Annotated in this window: 15 protein-coding genes; all 15 read right to left on the reverse strand. The window is 35.4% G+C overall.

Features of this window, described 5'->3' with window-relative positions; all coding sequences use genetic code 11:
• Nucleotides 1-130: 130 nt before the first annotated feature.
• Complete coding sequence (locus EI546_RS05950) at nt 131-1,258, reverse strand: glycosyltransferase (protein ID WP_128249686.1); 1,128 nt, start codon at nt 1,256-1,258, stop codon at nt 131-133.
• Nucleotides 1,259-1,568: 310 nt separating this feature from the next.
• Nucleotides 1,569-2,705: a hypothetical protein gene (locus EI546_RS05955; RefSeq protein WP_128249687.1), complete on the reverse strand. Its 1,137-nt coding sequence runs from the start codon at nt 2,703-2,705 to the stop codon at nt 1,569-1,571.
• Nucleotides 2,706-2,751: 46 nt separating this feature from the next.
• Nucleotides 2,752-3,510, reverse strand: coding sequence for a hypothetical protein (locus tag EI546_RS05960; protein ID WP_128249688.1), 759 nt, complete (start codon nt 3,508-3,510; stop codon nt 2,752-2,754).
• Nucleotides 3,507-3,674, reverse strand: a complete 168-nt coding sequence (locus tag EI546_RS16180) for a hypothetical protein (RefSeq protein WP_164905182.1) — start codon at nt 3,672-3,674, stop codon at nt 3,507-3,509. The genes EI546_RS05960 and EI546_RS16180 overlap by 4 nt, the downstream gene beginning before the upstream one ends.
• A 240-nt stretch (nt 3,675-3,914) precedes the next feature.
• Nucleotides 3,915-4,754, reverse strand: coding sequence for a hypothetical protein (locus EI546_RS05965; RefSeq protein WP_410198318.1), 840 nt, complete (start codon nt 4,752-4,754; stop codon nt 3,915-3,917).
• A 418-nt stretch (nt 4,755-5,172) separates the two neighbouring features.
• On the reverse strand, nt 5,173-6,285 hold the full coding sequence (locus EI546_RS05970; protein ID WP_128249690.1) for a glycosyltransferase: 1,113 nt from the start codon (nt 6,283-6,285) through the stop codon (nt 5,173-5,175).
• Between the two features lie 23 nt (nt 6,286-6,308).
• Complete coding sequence (locus EI546_RS05975) at nt 6,309-7,133, reverse strand: sulfotransferase domain-containing protein (RefSeq protein WP_128249691.1); 825 nt, start codon at nt 7,131-7,133, stop codon at nt 6,309-6,311.
• Nucleotides 7,130-8,587 carry a lipopolysaccharide biosynthesis protein gene (locus EI546_RS05980; RefSeq protein ID WP_128249692.1) on the reverse strand — a complete coding sequence of 486 codons (1,458 nt, stop codon included), beginning with the start codon at nt 8,585-8,587 and terminating at the stop codon, nt 7,130-7,132. Before EI546_RS05980 ends, EI546_RS05975 begins: the two co-directional genes overlap by 4 nt.
• A gap of 187 nt (nt 8,588-8,774) precedes the next feature.
• Nucleotides 8,775-9,986 carry a UDP-N-acetyl-D-mannosamine dehydrogenase gene (gene wecC / locus EI546_RS05985; protein WP_128249693.1) on the reverse strand — a complete coding sequence of 404 codons (1,212 nt, stop codon included), beginning with the start codon at nt 9,984-9,986 and terminating at the stop codon, nt 8,775-8,777.
• A gap of 282 nt (nt 9,987-10,268) precedes the next feature.
• Entirely contained in the window at nt 10,269-11,105 is an 837-nt protein-coding gene (locus EI546_RS05990; protein WP_164905184.1) for a TDP-N-acetylfucosamine:lipid II N-acetylfucosaminyltransferase family protein, read from the reverse strand.
• A gap of 367 nt (nt 11,106-11,472) precedes the next feature.
• Entirely contained in the window at nt 11,473-12,594 is a 1,122-nt protein-coding gene (locus EI546_RS05995; RefSeq protein WP_128249695.1) for a DegT/DnrJ/EryC1/StrS family aminotransferase, read from the reverse strand.
• The gene (locus EI546_RS06000; RefSeq protein ID WP_128249696.1) at nt 12,591-14,030 is read right to left on the reverse strand and encodes a lipopolysaccharide biosynthesis protein; all 1,440 of its coding nucleotides are present in this window, start codon (nt 14,028-14,030) and stop codon (nt 12,591-12,593) included. The genes EI546_RS05995 and EI546_RS06000 overlap by 4 nt, the downstream gene beginning before the upstream one ends.
• Nucleotides 14,031-14,632: 602 nt before the next feature.
• On the reverse strand, nt 14,633-15,757 hold the full coding sequence (gene wecB / locus EI546_RS06005) for a non-hydrolyzing UDP-N-acetylglucosamine 2-epimerase (protein WP_128249697.1): 1,125 nt from the start codon (nt 15,755-15,757) through the stop codon (nt 14,633-14,635).
• Between the two features lie 153 nt (nt 15,758-15,910).
• Nucleotides 15,911-16,933 carry an NAD-dependent epimerase/dehydratase family protein gene (locus EI546_RS06010; protein ID WP_128249698.1) on the reverse strand — a complete coding sequence of 341 codons (1,023 nt, stop codon included), beginning with the start codon at nt 16,931-16,933 and terminating at the stop codon, nt 15,911-15,913.
• Complete coding sequence (locus tag EI546_RS06015) at nt 16,933-18,342, reverse strand: UDP-glucose 6-dehydrogenase (protein WP_128249699.1); 1,410 nt, start codon at nt 18,340-18,342, stop codon at nt 16,933-16,935. The genes EI546_RS06010 and EI546_RS06015 overlap by 1 nt, the downstream gene beginning before the upstream one ends.
• Nucleotides 18,343-18,382: the final 40 nt, after the last annotated feature.

Below are 18,382 nucleotides of genomic sequence, written 5' to 3' on the forward strand. Positions count from 1 at the left end.
TTGGAGAAACACATAAATTCAATCATACCGACGGGCCAAATTCCATCTCTTTAGAGGCTTGTAATTAAGTATTGAGGATTTATTCATCTTAAAATAAAAATTTTTCATTCGCTAATTGGAAACACAAAGTTCATACTTGAAACAGACTGTTGTATTTTTCCATGACAATCTCGTCACTAAAAATCTTACTTCTTTCTATTGCATTGTTTCTAAGAACTTCTACAACGGCCGGCTCACTTATACACTTTGCCATCGCTTGGAAATATTGATTTTCATCTCGTTCGCACATAATTCCGAATTTTCCATTATCGATAAGCTCCCTACATCCTGGAACATTGGAAACAATTACCGCTTTTCCAAGAATTAAACTTTCACATAAAACAGTCGGCAAACCTTCAACTATAGACGACATTATAAATACATCTGCATTTTTTATCCACGGATATGGGTTCTTTTTAAAACCATGCAAGCTAACAAAGGCTTTTAGGTCTAAGTCGTTTATTAACTGCTCCAATTGATTTCTCAAGGCTCCATCTCCTAAAATATGGAGATGGAAATTATAACCTTTATTTTTCAATAGGGCGGAGGTTCTAATTAGCAAATCAAAACCCTTTACCGGATTTAGACTTCCCACTGCTACAAATTGAATGCAATTTCTTTTCATTTCCTCTGGAATCCCCTCCCTCGATTTCTGAACAATATCAGGCACATTGATAGGGTTATAAATTACCTCTACATCATATTGATCCCCAAACAATTCTATAAATTCTGATTTTGACTCCTTTGAAACACAAATAATCTTGTCCAACTTATCATAACGCTCACACATAGCAATTTTATATTTGCCCTTAATAAATTTGGATCTATTAGTATAAGACTTATAGCTACTATGCACTACTGCAATTTTTTTATTCAACTTTAATTGTTTCCCAAATAATAACTCGGTAAATATCGAATCCAGAAAAGAAATACCCACATCGTAAGTTCCTCTAAATTTGTATCCTAAGAGCCAAAATAAATTTATATTAGTCCTCCTAAAGATCAAAGAAAGTCCTTGGATAATATAAGGGTTAATATTTGCATGTTTTTTATTGACATTGGCAGGAATACTATCCCATAATTCCCCTTTTGCAATGACGGTCATTAAATCGATAGTGTACTCCTTAGAATCGAGGAGGTTAATTAAATTTATCAAAACCCTTTCGGCACCTCCACCCCACATGGCAGGCACAATAAAGAGTAATTTCTTTTTTTCCATATTGAAGAATATTAACTAAATCAAACGGTTTTTTGCGTTAATAAAAAATTAAAAACGGGAGATTCACTCGTTTCACAACTATATTATAGTAACCAAATAACGCCTTGAGGGAATTCCTGTTTTAAATACCAAGTAAGTGCTAAAGCCTGGGATTGGCATTCTTCGGAAACTATTATTAATTTAATTTGGTAACCGAAGCCAAAGGTACATTCAAGTCGACATAAAACCTCAATTTAATTACAAAGAATTAAATTTTTTGGTCCGATCCTTTCAAGTTTTTATAATTTTCGACAACCTTAAAAATGACCAATTATTTCTGGTCTGAAATTATTGATCCCAATATATCGGAACTCATAAATTCCACATCTGGCCAACGTTTGACAATTTCTTCTAAAAGTGTTTTTAACAATTTCAAATTTTCTCTACGATTAACTGGATGTAAGGATCCGATGTAATTTACACGGTGAGAGCTAATAATTGCCGGTTTCCTATAAGCGAAGGAAAGTTCTATCTCTTTGAGAGCATTCTTAACTGCATTATGTGGACCAAATTCAGTAGGTTCGAAATTACAATTTCTCACTAAAAAATATTGACCCAGTTTATTTCTTTGCCCTGTGTAATGGTATTTTTTTTTGAATTTAAAAGTTGCATTATCAACCGGTTCAATCTGCACGTAGGTTCCCTGAAGGTACCTTACTCCCTCTTCCTTTAAAAATTTTTCAAGAGATGAATGCCAAGTGTAGCAGGGAGCAATGAAGGATTGCGATTGAATTCCCCAAGTTTCTTTAAAAATTTGTTGAGCTTCTCTAATTAAATCGGGATAATTAAAAAAATCTCCAGTGAGAGTCTTATTTCCAAAAGCATCAAGATTAAAACGTCGGCCGCTAACTATCCCTCTTTTATGCACTGAATACATTTTTTGTTTAAAAGCATCAATGGTTACAGGATCTCCATGTTGTAAGCGCTGGAACCACAGTCGTAAATTTATATGTTCTCGGCCATGTAATTGAGGCTGGAAAATATTTTTTGAAATGCCCTCTTTGAACAAGGATAAGACATTTTGAGAGTCGGTTTGTCTTTCTAGGGTTTTAGTGAAAGGTTCATAGTAATATTTTTCAAAGTTTTCCTTTTTAATTTTTTCAAAATCTGGATTTGCAACTATATTATTAATAGTGAATTTGGCCGGATTATCTCGGCTATCTTTGACTGATAATAATACTTTTGATAAGCTCTCTATATCCTCGTCATTTTCAAGACGATCATTTAAATTGTATGGACATTCGTCAATTTTGTATCCATTTTTAATAAAGTTTTCTTGAGCTTCTTTTGAAGCCATTCGAATCATTCCCCAATCATCGCTTTCAAAAACAACTATTTTACGAGGCGATCGCCAACCTATTCCATTTACAAGATTTCGGCTAACAACAAATTTAATCTGTTCAATCATACTTTAGCTTATGGATGTTAAATTTATTGATGGTGATTATGTTGATTCAAAGTTGTATTCCTTTTTTCCGGGAAAATTCAAATTTTCTCTTAATATCCCATGACCAAAATGGCAAAAGTGTGTCTAAGATTGATGCGATTTTAAATTGTAAAGTTGAAAGACGCTTATAATGGAAACCTAGGCTTCCATCTATTTTAATATTTTTTTTCAATCTTAAAACATTTCCAGCCAACATATGGTCGGTGGACAACCCCTTGGTTATTATTGGCGTTCGTATTTTATTATGAAGACTACCTATATATTCCGGATCATTTAGATAAGCTTCATATCTTATTTTTCTGGAAATGACACCTATTTTAAAAATTTCGGTTATCAAATTAACAAAAAACCAATCAATAAGGGTCTTAGAAGTTCGTCTTGCGGGAAAATCGGTTTCGAAACCAGCTTCAATATCCATTTTGTAGGATTTCTTTGCAGAATTTAAAACCCCCTTGGCATTTCTACATAAATGGAGCACCTCTAGGTTGACAATCTTATCTAGGACAGCTATTCGTTGTGGCGTTTTGGAGGAATCGACAATAAAATTTTTCCCGGTAACTTCAACAATAGCTTCAAACAACATTCGCGTAGAAATACAATAATTATTAAAATCTTTTGAAGGCTTAATTTTCGAAACTAAAGTCGTTATCGTAGCTTTATTTCGTTCAAATTTTAAAGCTAGCCGTCTATATTCTTCTAAATTAATGGGGGAAGAAGCCAACCACACTTTTACAACTTTGGACCATACACTGCAATTTTTTATCAATTGTTGGCAAGAGCAGTATTCTTCGAATATAGTATTTCGGTAATGAATGTTAATTCGCCAGCACTGAAAAAATCTGAACTGGAACCAATAATAATATCCAAAAGAGTTGAACCCGAGTGACCGTTACCGGCAATATAGAGGACGGTAATATTTTTATTTTTCATGAGAGTAAAAAAATCTCCCACATAGGTACGATTTTTAAAAGAACTACACAAATTAACCAAATTTAAAATAAACCTTTCAGAGCTTCTCCTAATTAAGGTTAAAATCCCCCCTTCTCAATAGTTCTTATGGAATACTGATCCTCCGCAAAGATATTAAACTTTGTGTCCCATAGAATCGGCTTGTACTAATCCCGACCAATAAAATTCAAAAACTTGTAAACTTCATCGATAACGCACAATTTAAAGTCCCTTAATAATATCATTCAATGATATATTTTCACCAAAAGTAAAGATTGCTGTAATGGGGTTACCAATGATGGTCATCACACTAAGAGAATACCAGGAGGCCCGGAGGCCTACAATGATAAACAAGAGAAATAGTGGGGTTGTTATGTTTGCTAGATAATACAAATCTCTATTGATTTTATTATTTTGCAGGTGCAAAATTAAAAATGACAGTGTAAGTACATCAGCGACTTTAAGAAATCTATAGCCTGAAGGTATGGAGGAAAGAATATTTGCAAATCCATAAAATAACAAGGTAAAGCTCAGTAGTTTTAATAACTCCTTATTGGAATGAATTGATTTTCTAAAAGTCCAATAAAAAGCAAGTAAAAAAGCGGCTAGGGAATATCTTATACCGAAGCCAGCATACTTGACATACCAAACTTGATCCGCGCCAAATTGACCTTCCGTTCTCAATGTTTTCACTTTTGTTTCGAGTCTATAGCTTGCCGAGCGATCAGCGAAAGATTGAGGTGCATAGGTTTCTATAAGATTATTGAACTGTGATAAATTTATTGCGCTAATAAATAAAGTAATAATAAAAAAAATATAATACAATTTTACTTTATTTCCAAAGATTAGATAAATCAATAAAGGAAATAGCGCAATCAAGAAACTATAATGAATTACGAAGGGTATTATTAAACACCATACTAATCGTTTTTTCTTTCCTTCAAAGAGATAGGGCAATAATATAAAAATGAAAACATGGGCAGCTGTCCAGAATCGAAAACCGTTTAAACCCCATATGGGAATTGAAAGAAATAAACCGAAAATTAAAACTTTTGTAAACATCTTGGTTTTACCTTCCAATCTATCCAGAACGTACCACATGTTTCTAGAAAAGAAATAGCCATAGATGATACCATAAATTATAATTAAATAATAGCCATTCGCAGTAAAATACGACACCACATAAGCAAGAGAATTCCTAAGAATATCTACTTCCCCCGTTGCCTTATGGTACACCAAAAATCCCGAGAAAGTTAAATTAAGATTATGCAAAAGCGGTATATCATTAACATAACTATTAATATCACTATTCTGGTTCTCTACTCCAATTGCGAAAGTGAACCCATAGAAGATAGTGAACAACCACATAACATTTTTCGCTTCTGGTTTTCTAAAATTCTTCAAATAATAGAGCAGAGTAAAAAAAGGCTGTAAGAAAAAATATATTATATGAAATGATTTCCCGTGAGATTTCGCCATTTTAACTATTTACCAATTTTAAAAATTCCTTTGCCACATTTTCAATTCTATATTGTTCAGGATTATCGATTTTCAACCCATTTTCATAATTTCCATATAAAAACTCCTCTACAACTTGTTTATTAAAGCTTGATGAACTTACATTTAAAATTGGTCTCTGTGTTATTACATAGTCAATGATCTTGCTAGGAATTTGTTTAGTTCCTGCATTTTCAAAGTTAACAACAAATTCCAATTTGCTAAGTTTGTAAAGTAGTTCTTTTCTGGGTAAATATTCCTTTATTTCCATTCGTCCTTTTGATCGCTCAACATATGATTGGACCAATTCCACATTCTTGGTATAGAGATCAAATTTGTAGGGATGGGGATAATTTACCAAAAACTCGAAAAAATCCTTAGGATCCCTTCTTCCAGGAATCAATCCCCCCGCGTAAGCAAAATGTGGAATTTCATTTTTTCTATATAGAGCCAAGTTTATATCATTGAAATTAAATCCCTGTGGAATAATTTTAATTTTATCATGAAACTCAGGATAATAAGCCGGAATGGCAGATTCTACGGGGATCGATAGCAAATCGACCTTTCTACAAAACCATTTTTCTATGTATTTAAAATAAAACCACTTCTGAAAAGTATCATTCTCAACCCCCATAAATGGATCTCCACAATCTGCTACCCACGTCCTCGCGATATTATCTTTCTCCTTCCAGACGGCAGCGACGCCCCAATGAATGGGATGAGGCGTTGCTATAGAAATGAGTAAGTCATATTTTTCCTTATTTCTCTTCTTAATTTTCAATGCAGTTTTAGTGGAGAAAAAGAATTCCAAATTCGGATATTGAAATGCCATCAACAACCCTCTTCTTAACGCCCTTTTTATTAACAATCCCAACCCTTTACCAGAAAGATCAATTTCTTTCCATTTGGGTTGTCCCAGGTCTTGAATTTCTACATTAAATTCGCGCCCAAAAGCTAAATGCTCTGTACTTTGTGGAGTCAATACGGTAACAGCGTGGCCCTGCCGGGCAAACTCCTTAGCTAATTCAGTGGTTCTAAAAGAACGTGGAGAATTTATAGGATAGAAAAAACGAGAGATTATCAGTATGGATTTCAAACTTAATTTAGTTGTTAAATTTATTAGATTATTTTCTTGAATGGTGCTAAAAACTTATCCGGATCCACACCTCTCTTTTCTAAATATATGTTAAGATAGGTTAATATTAATGATTTTGTTTGGCGCCAAACACCATGAACGTTCTTTTTAACAGTAACAAAAATTTCCGATTCCACATTTTTTAGAAGCTCGGACCAGTTTGTGTCTGATTCATATCCAAAAGCAATAAGTGAACTGTCGATGGAATCAAATTCTTGAATTTGCTGTTTGATCCTGGGTAAATGATTTTTCCAATTTCCTATTCCTTTACTTTCTATGGGGCGCAATTTTTTTAGCGCTTTTAAAGAATCGTTAACTGGTTGTGCGAATAAATGGAATTCGGAAAAATTGTGCTTTTTAATCAGGAAAGGTGCATTTTCCATAATAAGCTCTTGGACCCTATCTGGATTTTGAGTAAAATCCTCATACTTAATCAACAAAACCCTTGGATTACCTTTCAATTTCTCAAAATCTTTAATAAAACTGAACCAATACTTTAGGTCACAATAATATTTATCCTCAATTTTTCCGTGATAGCTACAAACCATGTCTCTAGGATCCCTTATTAAACATATAACGAAAAGCTTAGGATCCCATTTTAGGACTTTCTCAAAATACTTAATATCTGAGGGATACTTTGTCAAAATAATATTGCATTTTCCAAAACTGGAATTGGAACGACATAGTGGCGCCTCATGATCACAATAGCCATCAATTTCGAAGCAGGTTTTCATTACCTCAGCTAATAGAGTAGTACCGGTCCGAGGTCCACTAGAGGTTATGTGAATTCTTCTCGCTCTTTCCTTCATTTCTTTTTTTTCTTTAATGATTTCAATTTTTGACCAATAATTAATTTCAAATCTCCTAGGGCTTTCAGTTTAAATAAATAAGCTAAAACTAAATAAAGAATTATTCCGGAAAATGATAAAACCGTTAGTTTTACTAGGGGATGGCTAAAGTCCAAATATCCCAAAAGATATACAAACATTCCCATTATAATCGTAATCAGAATTATAGGGAACATTATGGTCCATTGTTCCTTGAAAGTAAACGAGATATATTTATTACTATAATAAACATTGATGAAAAGCTGCAAAAATTCAGTAATCACAAAAGCCCAGGCCATTGCCACAACGGAAATATTCACGGTAATTAAAATTCCAAGGATGGTCAATCCATTTCTAAAAAAACCCTGGAATAGATAATCTTTGCCTTTTCCATAAACCTTTAAAACGTTTAAATTGATGCTATGAAGGTGACCAACATACCCTGAAATTCCTAAAATTTGTAAAAATACGATTGAAACTCTCCATTTCTCGCCCAACAATCCTATGATCAAAGGTTCGGCCGCGATTATCAAAATTGTTATTATTGGATATAGTGTAAAAGTATTTATTCGGATAATCCTTTGATACCCCAACTTTAATCTCTCCTTATCATCCTGTATCTGAGCTAACATAGGAAAAGTTACATTCATCACGGTATCGTTTAACACACTTGTCGCTGTATCTTTAAGCATATTGCCTTGATTAAAAAAACCTAAAGATGCGGGAGAAAAATATTTCCCAATAACCACCTGATTCAAATTTTTGGAAATACTATTTACAAAGCCCAGAAGCATCACATTGGAGCCAAAAGCAAATAATTTATGGAATGATTCCTTGGTTATAAATCCTCTAGGTATCCACGGATTAACAATGAAAAGCATAATGGAAGAAACCAAACTTCCCAAGAAAAATTTAATAGCCAAGGCAATAACACCATATCCGGAGTAGGCAAGAAATACAGATATGCCTATTACCGTGATACCACTGACCACTTCTATAAGACTTAAAAATTTGAATTTCAACTCTCGTTTTAAAACCGAGGCCTGGACTATGGTCAAACTCTTAAAAAGGAGATCCAATCCCATTAGCCTAGTTAACATAATAAGTTCCTGTCTTCCATAAAAAGATGCAATTAAAGGAGCTCCAAACCAAAGTAAAATGTATAAGCTAATACTAACTATAATGTTAAAATAAAAGACAGTAGACTTATCAGCCTCTGTAATTATTTTTTCTCTTATCAAAGCCAAACCCAACCCGCCTGTAATAAAAAAGCTTGAGACAGCAAAAATAATGTATAGCATAGCTACCAAACCGTAATCTTGAGGGGTAAGCAGCCTCGCAAGATAAACACCTCCTACGAAAACAATGATTTTATTTATAATCGAACTGGAGAACGAATAAACAAAACTGGAGAAACCTTTTTGAGTTAATGACAATTTCTGTTGATTAGCAGTTTATAGTAATTATTAAAAAATCGCAATTTCATTAAATTCACGTGACAACATGAGCATTCACAAATGGATTTCTTTAATTAGATATATCGATTTATAATTTCGAAGGAACGTTTGGATTTCCATTCAAAAATTGAAATTCTATTTTTACTTATTAAGGATATTGAAGAGTTTAAAAATTCATTACACCGCAATAATCCAAAACTACCTGACTTTCTGAAAACTTCAATTTCTTGAACTCATTATGCGCCACCAAAAGTGCAACGATATCTGCATTTGCCACTGCTTCCGTACAATCGGTAATCTTGAAAACTTGATGATCATCAATATTAGGCTCTACAATAAAATAAACCTCATCGTGGGATTCCTGCAAAACTTTTTGAACAATATACTTGGCAGGAGATTCCCGCAGGTCGTCAATATTTGGTTTAAACGCCAATCCCATCAAGGCAATGGCTGGCGGGCGACCTTGTTTTAATTGAAAGGCGTGACGAGCTTTTATAATCTGCTCTGCCACCCAAAAACTTTTATAATTGTTTATTTCCCGAGCCTTCCCTATTATCTGCGATTCCATCGGGAAGTCGGACGTAATAAAATATGGATCAACGGCTATACAGTGCCCTCCTACGCCACAACCGGGCTGCAGAATATTTACACGTGGGTGTTTATTGGCCAAGTGGATCAATTCCCAAACATTTATACCAGCCTTATCACATATAAGAGATAGTTCATTGGCAAAAGCTATCTGAACATCACGACTTGAATTTTCTGTAAGCTTGCACATTTCCGCAGTACGGGCGTTGGTAGCGTGTAATTGACCGTTTACAAATTGTTTATAAAAGGCAATAGCTTTTTCAGTGCTAGCTTCATCTACACCTCCAATAACTCTGTCATTGTGTACCAGCTCATACATTACATTCCCAGGTAGAACGCGCTCGGGACAATAAGCTAAATAAATCTTACCTTTTAATTCTGGCCGCTCTCTATAAATAAGTTCCATCATTTTTTCTGTAGTGCCTATGGGTGAAGTGGACTCTATAATATACAGATCTCCCTCTTTCAAAAATGGTAGGACGGCTTTTGTTGCAGATTCCACATAAGAAATATCGGGTTCATGATTTCCTTTAAAGGGAGTTGGTACTACGATTAGATAGGTATCTGCCGCAACTGGCGTGGTATCAGCTTTTAGTTTTCCTGCATTTACTGCCTTAGAAACAGCTTCCTCCAAATCCATCTCGATGATATGGATTTTTCCTTTATTAATTGTCTTTACTACTTCTGGATTCACATCAACCCCGTGAACTTGCAATCCCTTGGAGGCCATTAAGGCTGATGTTGGCAATCCTATATATCCTAAACCAATTGTTACTACGTCTGGATTCATTTTGAATGGTAATTGGTGATTTGTTAATTAGTGATTCGTTAATCTGGTGCTTCGAACACGAAAATTTCATTCCCGCGGGGCTCAGCCTGACAGATTTGTTAATTCTATAAAAAGCGCAAAGATATGTTTTTTTTTATGCTTTGCAGAAAGGAAAGATATTAGATTTGAGAGGTGAAATTTGAGACGTGAGAGCTGAGAGGAGTTATGAGTTATGAGTTATGAAAAAATAAAACATTATTGTGAATTTCTAAACATTTAATAAGTTCAAACAAGTTTAAATAATTATCTGCCATCTTTTAAGATTTTCTTGATTGAATTTTGAAATACTTGTTTATTATGTTTCGCGGTGAGTTTGACGAGCTGCTGCTGATTGAAAAGTGCATCCGGGTGTGATAAAGCTATGTTGTTGGATTCGAGGTCAGAAAAGAAGTCTTCAATTGTAAATACATGGAATTCGTTTTCTTTTAACCAACTGTACATTAGGTTTTTCTCATTTAAATAAATTTTGATGTTTTGTTTAAGTGCTTCTAATACATTTCCCATAGCCATTTGTCTATGTCCGTTCAATACAAAAGCATCTGCGGTTGTATATAATTCCTGAAACTTCTTCAAAGACATAAAGTTTTCCAGAATCTCAATTTCCTTTACTTGGCTGGCTTTCTTTTTAACAATATCTGAATATGCGCTCTTGGATCCATAATTGAACATGAGTAAAAATTTAAATCTATTTTCACTATTCCTTTCAATTATCCCCTCAATTATATCCAAATGATTATTATAAGGTCTACGGTTGTTACCTAAAATAATTAAATTGGTTATCGTCCTTTTGGAAGTATTTACTTCCAAATATGGAGGAATATTAGATTGAAGAAAAGGAGGCAAATCTTGCCAGATGGTTTTTAAAAACTTATGTTCTGGTTCTGCTAGACCTAGAAAAAAATCACTACGCTTAAAAATGGCTCTGTTAATTTCGTTTTTTGCATGGGAACGATATTTAATCACGGATAAATGACTCCTCAGCTGCCGTTTAAGTTTTAAATATAAATTTCTCTCTTCTTCAAGCCTCAGGATTTCAATTGTTTTCTCACTATGAACTTGTTCTGGAATTCGAGAGTACAATTCCGTCCCAAAAAACCTCCAGATTACAGTTATAGACTTGGGCAATCGGTTTGCAATATAGGCCTTGGGAAAATCTAAGCTGTACAATATTACTATATTCGCAGTCTTGCAAAGACTTATTATCTTCCGAAACCCTTTTAGGGAATAATCATAATATCTTATTGAGTCTTTATAAATACCGTCGTACTTTCCCTTATTCCCAACTAATATGAGGGTATTCTCAAATTCCTCCTCGTCACTACTTTCTACGCTATGAATAAATTTAAGGTCAGTGTGAATATGGATTATTGATGGTTTTGGCACAGTTGTTTAATATTTGAAGTATTGATGTTCATTATTCACTATCTTGGATAAAAGAAGTATGTACTTAATAAAAATCTAAGCTGCAAACCCCGGACATATCCATTTGACTATTCTGTGCTTCTAGTAATAAACCGCTGATCAGCTCGACTTCCTCTACCGATAAATCATAGTACAGAGGCAAACAGATTATCCTTTTACAAATAGAGTCAGTTACCTTAAGCCCTTGCGGTTCAAGATAAGGCAAAGAACTCGCTAAAGAGGGGTAAAAATATCGTTTTGTGTGAATTTCGTTTTTTTCCAGCTTTAGAATACATTTATGCATAAGCTGTTCTGTGTCAAAAACTAAGGGATAGAATGCGTAATTCAATGAGGCGTTTGTATTCCAAACAGGTTTAACCCCACCAAAATTCCGAAGTTGTTTATCGTAGGTTTCTGTCAACAACTTTCTCTTTTCAAAAATTCGGTCAATCCATTTCAAATTTGCCAGGCCCATTGCCGCGTGAAGTTCGGAGTTTTTCCCATTAATCCTCAGTCCGTCAAAGGCATCGTTACCATTAAAGCCAAAGTTTCGGATATAGGCCAGCTTTTTTAAGAGGTTCCCATCTTTGGTTATTACAAGGCCACCTTCGACAGCATGGTTATATTTGGTTGCATGTAAGCTACAAATACTTATATCTCCATATTCAAAAACGGATTTTCCATTGATCTCCACCCCAAAGGCGTGGGCACCGTCATAAATAACCTTTAGATTATTTTTCTTGGCGACAGCTTCAATGGCCTCCACATCACAAGGATTTCCGTAAATGTGGGTAGCAAGGATGCCGGTGGTTTCCGGTGTAATGGCGGCTTCTATCTGGGAGGGATCTATATTTAAGGAATGTTTGTCAATTTCGACAAAAACGGGTTTGCATCCTACCCAAACAATGCTGCTGGCAGTAGCCATAAATGAGTAAGGTGTAGTAATGATTTCTCCTTTCAGGTCCAAAGCTTTTATAGCCATTTGCAGGGCCACAGTTCCGCTGGTAACGAATAATAAGCGATCCACCTTTAAAAGAAGCTTTAGACCCTCTTCCAATTTCCCTGAGAGCGGACCCATATTGGTCAGCCAATTGCCCTCCCAAATTCCTTCCAGATATTTATTATATTCTTCCAGTGGAGGAAGAAAAGGCTTTATGATCGGTTTCATCGTCGATTCTTGATTAAGGATATTATATTTATGTATGCTTCGAACTTAAACAAATGCGATCCGACAATATATAAAAGCAATCCCATTAATGCTAAAACCAATATACGCAAAATATCATTAAAATTAACAAATAAACAAGAATCCAGAAACCAGGCAGCTACACCAATAATTGAAGCCAGAAATAGTGTCGGGGCTATATCATTTAATTGGTCGAACAGTTTATAGTTTATAAAGTTTCCTGAGTAATAAGAATTTATAACCAAGGCAAGGATTGAAGAGAGTAGCTGTCCCCATAAGAGAGCAATAATGCCATATCTTATACTAATAATTATCACGATAACTCCCAAAAATATTTTTATCGATTCCAGTTTGAGAAACAAATCGCTTCTTCCTTTTACATTTAAAATATTCAAATTATACGAATGCAGAGGATATAATATTCCCGAGATGCAAAGTATTTGAAAATAAGGAACTGCTGGAAGCCATTTTTCAGTAAACAGCAACCTAAACAATGGTTCGGCCACGACTATTAAATAAATCATTACAGGGCAAAGCACAAAGATTATAGATTGCATCATCATTTTATAGACTCTTTTCAGTCTTGGATTATCATCCTTTATTTCCGCAAACAAGGGATATGTAACTTTACTTAAAGCATTGGAAATGTTGGAAACGGGTAAATCCCTCATAGATGCCGCTCGGGTATAAAATCCTACTTGAGCTGGTGCAAAGAATTTTCCAATAACAATTTGATAGATATTAGAGTATAAAGTATATAAAACTCCCGAAATGCCTAACTTATAACTAAAACCAATATGGTATTTAAATCTTTCAACATTAAATTCCAAGGAAGGCATCCATTTACTTTTGATCCATATTTGTATAGTTCTAAGAACTGTTTGGAGTAAACTCATATAGACTAAAGCCCATACCCCAAATCCCATATAAGCCATTGTTACGCCTGCTAACCCACTTATAACCAGAGATGGCACAGTGACCATCATCTGAGTCTTAAAATCCATTTGTTTTGTCAATCTCGTAAACTGTACGGCGCCACAGGCATTAATAATTAAGGTAAGGGTATAAACCCTGATAATACTGACCAATTCTGGTTGGCTATAGAAATTTGCTACAAATCCTGCACTAAAAAAGAGTGTGATATAAAGAATAACACTTGCCCCCATATTAAAGAAAAAAACAGTGGAGTAATCAATCTGTGTAGGATTGGTTTGTCTAATTATAGACTGGGTAAGACCAGAATTTAACAACACTTGCGAGAGTGCCATAAAAACAGTGATCATCCCAATAAGCCCAAAATCGGCAGGCATCAGAATTCTCGCCAAAAAGATCGATACAACGAAGTTTATAGCTTGATTGCTAAACTGCTGCGTAAAAACCCAAAAAATACCGAGAATTGACTTTTCACGTATGGACATTGATGGTGTATTATTTGGGCAATTTAATTAAAATTGATTGGGAATTAGGGATTGGGGATTTGTTAATTTGGGATTAGGAATTAGGGATTAGGTATTAGGGATTCGTTAATATTGAGATTTGTTGATTGCGATTTGGGGATTCGTAAATTGGGGATTAGGGATTAGGGTTTAATGATTGATTCGTTAATTGGGGATTAGGGATTCGTTGGTTCGTTGATTCTTTGGTTCTTTGGTTCGTTGATTCGTAAACTCCTTATTTCTGGGATTCGTTGATTCGTTGATTCGGATATTCTTGATTCGTTAATTCGATTCTCCGAATCACAAATCCCAAATCACACCTTTCAAATCTCAAATTTATTAATTTCCATCGGAATCCTCCGAATCCCAAATCACAACTTTCAAATCCCAATTCCCGAATCACAAACCATGGTTCCCGAATATCTAATCAAATAATCAGGTTTCCTATTTAAATCCTAATCCCCCGAATCCCCGAATCCCAAATCACGAATCCCGATTTAATTCGATTTTGAGTTTTAATTTTTGGAACCTGCCTGCCGGCAGGCAGGTTTGGAATTTGGAGTTTGGAATTTGGTATTTGTTTCTTAGTTTTCCCCCAATTCCCTCATAAACCTTACAATTCTACCACAAGCTTTTCCATCACCATAAGGATTGTGCCTGCTGCTCATTTCCTTGAAATGTTCTTCGTCATCAAGAAGAGCAAAAGTTTCCCGGATTATTTTATCAGTATCTGTGCCTACAAGAATTACCGTTCCGGCATCTACGGCTTCGGGCCGCTCGGTGGTTTCGCGCATTACCAATACAGGCTTTCCCAAACTTGGTGCTTCTTCCTGAACTCCTCCACTATCGGTTATAATGATTTTGGCACGGTCCATCATCCAAATAAAATCGTGATATGCCAAAGGATTGATAAGCTGTATATTGTTAATATCACCCAATATACGGTTGACGGGCTCCAATACTTTCGGATTTAAATGAACCGGATATATAATTTCCAATTCTGGACGATGTAAGGCGATGGTCTTTAAAGCTTCGCAAATACGAATGAAACCATCTCCGTGATTTTCCCGTCTATGACCAGTAACTAGAATAAGGGATGCTCCATTGAGACCTTTATCCAAATCACTTACCAGATCACTTGGTTCACGTTTGACTTTTTCAACACTTTGCAACAAGGCATCTATCACAGTATTACCAGTAACTATTATACTCTTTGGATCGATATTTTCTCTTAATAAATTTTCTTGGGAAGCTTCGGTAGGTGAAAAATGGAAATCCGTTACGCGACCGGTAATCTGTCTATTTATTTCCTCTGGGAAAGGCGCATATTTGTTATGGGTCCTCAGTCCCGCTTCTATATGACAGACTTTTGCTCCACTATAGAAACCAGCAATACTCGAAGCCATTGTTGTTGTGGTATCGCCGTGAACAAAAACAAAGTCGGGTTTAAAATCCTCCAATACTGGTTTAAGCTCAGTGATAATAGCTGCGGTTAACCCATATAGATCTTGGCCCGGCTTCATTAGGTCTAAATCGTATTGTGGTTGGACATCGAAAAATGTCAATACTTGATCCAACATCTCTCGATGTTGAGCGGTGACACAAACCCGGGTATCAAACGATTCTGGGTATTTCTCAAATTCCTTTACCAATGGTGCCATTTTGATAGCCTCCGGTCTCGTACCAAATACGATAAGCACTTTTTTCATTTTATTAATTATAATTATTCAATAACATTTCAAAATTTCAAAAATTGTCAAACTGAGCCCTTCGACCGCGCTCAGGATAAACTAAAGTCGAAGTATTGAGCGGATCTGCCGAGCGTAGTCGAAGTACAGTCAAAGGGCAGTCGAAATTCCAGATTACGAGGTCGTTCCGGAATAATAACTCTTGTACCAATCGACAAACGAAGCTACTCCTTTTTGAATTGGCGTGTTTAGCATATAGTTATAATCCTTATTCAATGATTCAGTATCCGCCCAGGTTTTTTCGACATCTCCAGGCTGCATAGGATGCATTTCCTTTATTGCCGCTTTACCAGTCGATCTTTCTATGGCCTCAATAAAATCCATTAATTTCACTGGATTACCATTACCAATATTATAAAGTTTATATAATTGAGTGTTCAAACTTTTATCTATTAAGGTTGCGGTGATACCTTCTACAATATCATCTATGTAGGTAAAATCCCGTGAAAGATTTCCTTCATTAAAAACTTTAATTGGCTTATCATTTAAAATCGCATCCGTAAACAAGAACATGGCCATATCGGGCCTTCCCCAAGGTCCATAAACCGTAAAAAATCGCAGCCCAATTGTTTCAATTCCAAAGAGATGACTGTAGGTATGTGCCATAAGTTCATTGCTCTTCTTTGTGGCTGCGTACATACTTATGGGACAATCTACATTATCGTTCACCGAGAAAGGAATTTTTTCGTTCATTCCATATACACTGGAGCTACTGGCATAAACGAACTTTTTAATCTCCTTGTGCCGAACGCATTCCAAAAGATTTACAAAACCTACAATATTGCTCTCCACATATTTCATTGGCTGCTCAATACTGTAACGAACTCCTGCCTGTGCAGCAAGATTGCAAACAATACCAAATTCCATATTTTCAAAAAGAGAAGGGAGATTTTCTTGATCTTCCAGATTCAGTTTTATAAACTGGAATTGAATATCATGCAAACCACTTACAACAAGTTTATTGTACTGGATTTCCTTTTCAGGAATTCCCAACTTTTGGAGACGCGCAAATTTTAGACCGACATCATAATAATCATTGATGTTATCCAGACCAACTACGGTATGCCCAAGAGAAATTAAATGCTCGCACAAATGATAGCCAATAAAACCCGCAGCCCCTGTAACCAGTATTTTCATTAAATTTTATTCAAGTTTGAAATTCCGATGGATTGATACTGAAAGCCTATTTCCCTCATACTTTGACTATCCAATATATTTCTACCATCGAAGACGAAAGCAGGCTTAACTGCAGACTCATAGATTTTTTCCCAATTATATGATTTGAATTCATCCCACTCCGTTAAGATTGCGACAGCGTGTGTGCTTTTACAGGCTTGATAAGGATTTAAGGCTACCTTTAATAATCTTCTATTTTCCTCGGGGCTTCGCGTATTCAAATAATCCAGATCAGCATAGATTCTTTCCTCGCTCACTTTAGGGTCATAAACAGTTATTTCAGCTTGCTCATTTAACAACGCATCAGCCACATATATAGCAGCTGATTCTCTAGTGTCGTTGGTATCCTTCTTAAAAGCCCAACCTAAAAAAGTAATTTTTTTCCCAGAAACAGTATTATAAAGTTTGGAAACAATATTTTCAGCAAAACGAATTTTTTGATGGTCATTCATGAGGATGACTTGTTCCCAATAATCGGCTACTTCTTTTAGTCCATAGGATTTAGCAATATAGACCAAATTCAAAATATCCTTCTGAAAACAAGAACCTCCAAAACCAACTGAGGATTGCAAGAACTTCGGCCCAATTCTACTATCCATTCCAATAGCTCGACTTACTTCTCTAACATCAGCACCCGTTACCTCACATAATTCAGAAATAGCGTTTATTGATGACACCCTTTGTGCGAGGAAGGCATTGGCAACTAATTTAGACAGTTCCGACGACCATACGTTTGTAGTAAGTATTTTCTCTTTGGGAATCCAAGTGGCATAAATATCAACTAATGCATCAATTGCTTCTTTCCCATCATCACTTTCCTCGCCGCCTATAAGTACGCGATCGGGATCCATTAAATCCTGAATGGCGGTTCCTTCCGCCAAAAACTCAGGATTGGAAAGAATCTGAAACCTAACCCCGTTACCTGTATGATCTAAGATATCCTTTATTGCCTGGGCTGTTCTTACCGGGAGTGTGGATTTTTCTACCACAATTTTATCACTTTTAGCAACCTTAGCTATTTGACGTGCAGAAAGTTCGATATATTTTAAATCAGCTGCCATTCCCTTTCCCTTACCATAAGTTTTAGTAGGGGTATTTACGGAAATAAAGATCATTTCGGCTTCGTCAATCGCCTTTTCCACTTCGGTGGTAAAAAACAGGTTTCGTCCTCTTGCCTCTTTGACAACATCCTTTAATCCTGGCTCATAAATAGGCAAATTGTCTAATTCAGAGTCATTCCAAGCGGCAATCCGTTCTTCATTTATATCGACAACGGTTACTCTAATGTTAGGATTTTTTAAAGCTAAAACCGACATAGTTGGTCCGCCCACGTAACCTGCACCAATGCAGCAAATATTTTTAATCCTCATGTATTATTATTATGTATGATAATCCAAAAATGAAAATAAA

The organism is Aequorivita sp. H23M31 (assembly GCF_004022485.1).
GTDB lineage: Bacteria > Bacteroidota > Bacteroidia > Flavobacteriales > Flavobacteriaceae > Aequorivita > Aequorivita ciconiae.